Raw genomic sequence first — 4,250 nt, 5'->3', positions numbered from 1 at the left:
GTTCGGCGGCGTACGGATCTTCGTGGACAGTTGCGGCCTGCGTCGTGCGTCATTCGATCCCGATACCGATGACCTCGAGGTTGACCCGCTGGCGGCCGAGGTCATGAAGGAGATCGGTCTCGATATCAGCCGACATCGCTGCAAGGTGTTCGACGATCTTGAGGACGACTCGTTTGATCTGGTGGTGTCGCTGACGCCGGAGGCGCAGCACCGGGCCGTCGAACTGGCGCGAGGCCGCGCGGCGGACATCGAATACTGGCCCACCCATGATCCGACCTTGACGGAGGGCTCCCGGGGCAACCGCCTGGAGGCCTATCGGCAGGTTCGAGACGGACTGGCGGCAAGGATCGCGAAGAGGTTTGCCCGTTGATCGCCGGGACGCGGGCGTTTCGGCGCTGGCGCGGCTGTGCTAGCGTCGCCGCTGGTGGCGGGTCCCGCGACACGGCGACCCTGGAGATCGAATGTCGAAGGCGGAGCTTCTGGTGTTTGCTGGCGTCGTCAGCGAGGCGCTTCCCAACACCATGTTCCTCGTCAAACTCGAGAACAGTCGCGAAATGGTCGCCACGCTTTCTGACACCTATCGACCGGCGGACGTCATGCCAGGCGTGGGTGATCATGTGCTTGTGGAGTCGACACCCTACGACCTCACAAGAGGCGCGATCACACTGCTTGTCGGTTGATCGGCATGCCTGTGTCGCATCGTCTTGTTCTGGCGTCGGCCAGCCCGCGTCGCCTGGACCTGCTGGCGCAGGTCGGGATCGTGCCCGACGCCATTGATCCGGCGGATCTGGACGAGGCGCCGTTGCGGGACGAGACCCCGAGACGCCTGGCGCTTCGACTTGCGCTGGCAAAGGCCCGGCTGGTTGCAGAGCGGGAACCGGAAGCCTTTGTGCTCGCAGCAGACACCGTGGTCGCCCTGGGCCGACGGATGATGCCGAAGGCGGCCGATGATCAGGAGGTCCGCGAGTGCCTGACGCGGCTTTCCGGTCGCGCCCATCGCGTGCTGACGGGTGTTGCGGTCGTCGCACCGGGTGGCCGCGGCGCCAGCCGACTGGTCGAGACCCGCGTTCACTTCAAACGGTTTTCCAAAGCTGACCTGGATGCCTACGTGGCCTCGTGCGAGGGCATCGGCAAAGCAGGTGGTTATGCAATCCAGGGGCGGGCTGCGGCCCTGGTGATGGCGCTTCAGGGTTCGTACTCCGGCGTTGTCGGGCTGCCGCTATATGAGACGGTCAGTCTGTTGACCGGCCTCGGCTACGCACCCAGATGACGGACAGGGTCATCTATCTGGATCGCGGGGTCGGCGAGACCCGGGGCGTGCTCGCTCTGGACGGCCGTCCCGAACGCCTGCTGATCCACCGGGATGACGATGACCCCCGATTGGGCCTGGGCGCGCGGCTGATCGCGCGGGTTGCGAACCTGGAGCCGGCCCTGGCGACGGCCTTTCTGGACCTCGGGGGCGGCCTTGAGGCGATCATGCCCTTCAAGCCAGAGGCGCGTCCTGTCCGTGGCGCCGCCATAGAGGTCGAGATCCGTAGCGAGCCGCGCGATGGAAAACTGGCGACAACGCGCTACCTTGGAGCGGGGGAGGGGGCTCCACGACTTCTCGCCAGGCCGGACGGCGTTGCCGAGGCCCTGCAGCGGATCGCGCGCGACGCCCCCATACGCGAGGATGCACAGGCTCGCGTGATCGCCGATGAGGCCGAGGCGGAAGCCCTTGAGACGTTACATCCGCTTCCCGGCGGCGGGACCCTGGCGATCGAGCCCACCCGGGCCCTGACCGCCATCGACATTGATCTGGGTGAACGCAAGGGCGGAGACGCCAAGCGCGCGACGCGTCAGGCCAACCTGGCTGGGCTGACCGAGGCGGCGCGCCTGCTTCGACTGAAGGGACTGGGCGGGATTGTGGTGATTGATCTGGCGGGGCGGGGTCACGATGGCGCTGCCTTGCTGGCGGCGGCGCGGCTGGCCTTTGCGGCGGATAACCCCGGCGTGGCGTTCGGCCCGATCAGCCGCTTCGGGACCCTGGAATTGCTGATCCCGCGGCGAACCCGACCTCTCCTGGACCGTCTTCGTCAGCCGGGCGGAGCCTTGAGTGACCGCACCCTTGCCCAGAGGTTGATCCGACGCCTGGAGACCGAAGCGCTGGCGCAGCCGGCCGCCCGTCTTACAGCCAGGTGCGCACCGGCGGTCGCCAGAGAAACCGGACCCTGGATGGCAGCCCTGGCGGCGCGGTTCGGCGCGCGCCTCACATTGTCCGAGGTGGCGGACTATCCCGATGATCGAATCGACGTGAGCGCCACATGAGTTGCGCGATCTGTGGGAAAACCGTCGATGCCGCCTACAAGCCTTTCTGTTCAAGGCGGTGCGCCGACGTTGATCTTCAACGCTGGCTGAGCGGCCGATACGCCGTACCCGTCGAGGACGACGATGATCCCGAGGCGTCGGGATCGTCGGATCCATCAGGCGCCTGAAAAACGCGCGCCAGCGGTCGCTGGACTTCGCGGGACGGCTCTTTTATAGACGCGGCTCCCGCGAGGACGGGGCCCAAGCCTGGGTAGCTCAGTTGGTAGAGCAGCGGATTGAAAATCCGCGTGTCGGTGGTTCGAATCCGCCCCCAGGCACCACCCTTCTCCCAGATCGCAACTTCCGCAAGAACTTGGGTCTCGGGCGGCCCAGTCGGTGACGGATCAATCGCGCCACGAAAACAAGCGGCAGGCCCGGCGAATGTCGTGCGATCCCGGTTTCGCGAAAATGCTGCAGTGCAATACTTTTTCGCTCCTGCAGATGATCAATCGAAGAGCGTTCGGCGCATCCGAAGTGTGCAGCGCACAATTGAGTAGTTCAGATGACGGTATGTCATGGAATTCGAATACTTCTGCCCCTTGACGCCTCGTTGCAGGGTTGCCAAAGGGTCGAAGCCGCTTCCTAACAAAGCGGTAAGACTTTGGGTCCTCCTTGGAGGCCCAAGGCCGTCCGCACCTCTGAAGCGCCAGTCCCAACGCACCGTCGGGATCAGCATTCCGGGTCGGGCGCAGCGATAGCGGCTCTTTGTTCTGGCGCGCGCAAGCGAGTTGGGGCAGGGGTCATGTTTCAACTAGGGTAGAGACGCTCTCGCGCGACGACCCTCCGGCCAATCGTGCAAGATCAACCAGGAACTGGCGACAGATGCTCGACAACAAACTGAAGATCACATTTTCCGCTCTCCTCGGCGCCATGGCGTTGAGTCTGAGCGCTCCGGCGTTCGCTCAGAACGCCGCCGCCCCTGCTGCTCCTGCGGCTGACGCCGCAGCTGCCGCTCCTGCGGCTGACGCCGCAGCTGCTGCCCCTGCGGCTGATGCCGCAGCTGCTGCCCCCGAGGCTCCGGCCGATCCGCCCACCATGAAGAATGCCGGTCAGCTCAATGTCGGCACCATGTTCATGGACTCCGACCCGGTTGTGAAGATCATCATGATCGGCCTGGCTCTGTCCTCGATCCTGAGCTGGACCATTCTCGTCACCAAGATCTTCGAGTTCCGGGCTCTGAACCGCGTCTCGGACACCTTCGTGGAGAACTTCCGCGGCGCCAAATCGGTGAACGACATGAGCAAGATCGCTCTGTCGGAAGAGTTCGACGGTAACCCGCTGGCCGATATGGCCGCCGCGGCCGCCCAAGAGATCGAACTCAGCCGCCAGGCCGGGCTCTCGATCGTGGGCGAACACCGTGAAACCACGCTCGCCCGCGCTGAACATGCGGTTAGCGCGGTTCAGGCAGCACTGGCGCGTCGCCTCTCGGGCGGCATGCAGTATCTGGCGTCGGTGGGTTCCAACGGTCCGTTCATCGGTCTGTTCGGCACCGTTTACGGGATCATGAACTCGTTCATCGGGATCGCGAACACCAACACCACCAACCTGGCCGTCGTCGCCCCCGGTATCGCCGAGGCGCTTCTCGCCACGGGCCTGGGTCTGTTCGCCGCCATTCCGTCGGTTATCTTCTATAACTTCTTCCAGACGAAGATTTCGACCTACGGCGCCCGCTCGGAAGGGTTCGTCGCCGAGTTGATGAACGCGATCTCGCGGCAGCTCGATAAGGGAGCGTAACCTAAATGGCCGCCAAACTCTCGAGCGGAGGGGGCGGGCGCAATCAGGAAGAGGCGATGGCCGACATCAATGTCACGCCCTTCGTGGACGTGATGCTGGTTCTGCTGATCATCTTCATGGTGGCTGCGCCGCTGGCGAGTGTGACCGTTAAAGTCACACTTCCGCCTGCG

Annotated in this window: 7 protein-coding genes and 1 tRNA gene; all 8 read left to right on the top strand. The window is 64.6% G+C overall.

Annotated elements, in window-relative coordinates; translation table 11 throughout:
* A partial coding sequence (locus tag ACIQ42_RS16570; RefSeq protein WP_397423345.1) for a low molecular weight phosphatase family protein occupies positions 1-370 on the top strand: 370 nt, incomplete at its 5' end.
* Between the two features lie 91 nt (positions 371-461).
* A complete protein-coding gene (locus ACIQ42_RS16565; protein ID WP_397402559.1) occupies positions 462-680 on the top strand; it encodes a translation initiation factor IF-1 in 219 nt (72 codons plus the stop codon).
* A 5-nt stretch (positions 681-685) separates the two neighbouring features.
* Positions 686-1,270, top strand: coding sequence for a Maf family protein (locus ACIQ42_RS16560; protein ID WP_397423344.1), 585 nt, complete (start codon positions 686-688; stop codon positions 1,268-1,270).
* Entirely contained in the window at positions 1,267-2,307 is a 1,041-nt protein-coding gene (locus ACIQ42_RS16555; protein ID WP_397423343.1) for a ribonuclease E/G, read from the top strand. Before ACIQ42_RS16560 ends, ACIQ42_RS16555 begins: the two co-directional genes overlap by 4 nt.
* Positions 2,304-2,474 carry a DNA gyrase inhibitor YacG gene (locus ACIQ42_RS16550; protein WP_397402565.1) on the top strand — a complete coding sequence of 57 codons (171 nt, stop codon included), beginning with the start codon at positions 2,304-2,306 and terminating at the stop codon, positions 2,472-2,474. Before ACIQ42_RS16555 ends, ACIQ42_RS16550 begins: the two co-directional genes overlap by 4 nt.
* A gap of 77 nt (positions 2,475-2,551) precedes the next feature.
* Positions 2,552-2,627: transfer RNA gene (locus ACIQ42_RS16545), tRNA-Phe, on the top strand.
* 541 nt (positions 2,628-3,168) lie between these two features.
* Positions 3,169-4,080, top strand: coding sequence for a MotA/TolQ/ExbB proton channel family protein (locus tag ACIQ42_RS16540; protein ID WP_397423342.1), 912 nt, complete (start codon positions 3,169-3,171; stop codon positions 4,078-4,080).
* Positions 4,081-4,085: 5 nt separating this feature from the next.
* Positions 4,086-4,250: biopolymer transporter ExbD (locus ACIQ42_RS16535; protein ID WP_397423346.1), on the top strand; the 165-nt coding region annotated here is incomplete at its 3' end.

Origin of the sequence: Phenylobacterium sp., from assembly GCF_044372605.1 — a bacterium.
Taxonomy (GTDB): Bacteria; Pseudomonadota; Alphaproteobacteria; order Caulobacterales; family Caulobacteraceae; genus Phenylobacterium.
Note: the sequence above shows the minus strand (reverse complement) of the source record. Positions and strands in the feature narration are given on the sequence as shown.

What these genes read in the sequence shown, in the direction of transcription:
- ACIQ42_RS16540 (WP_397423342.1), top strand. Translation starts at nt 3,169, where the DNA reads ATGCTCGACAACAAACTGAAGATCACATTTTCCGCTCTCCTCGGCGCC.
- ACIQ42_RS16555 (WP_397423343.1), top strand. Translation starts at nt 1,267, where the DNA reads ATGACGGACAGGGTCATCTATCTGGATCGCGGGGTCGGCGAGACCCGG.
- ACIQ42_RS16560 (WP_397423344.1), top strand. Translation starts at nt 686, where the DNA reads ATGCCTGTGTCGCATCGTCTTGTTCTGGCGTCGGCCAGCCCGCGTCGC.
- ACIQ42_RS16550 (WP_397402565.1), top strand. Translation starts at nt 2,304, where the DNA reads ATGAGTTGCGCGATCTGTGGGAAAACCGTCGATGCCGCCTACAAGCCT.
- ACIQ42_RS16565 (WP_397402559.1), top strand. Translation starts at nt 462, where the DNA reads ATGTCGAAGGCGGAGCTTCTGGTGTTTGCTGGCGTCGTCAGCGAGGCG.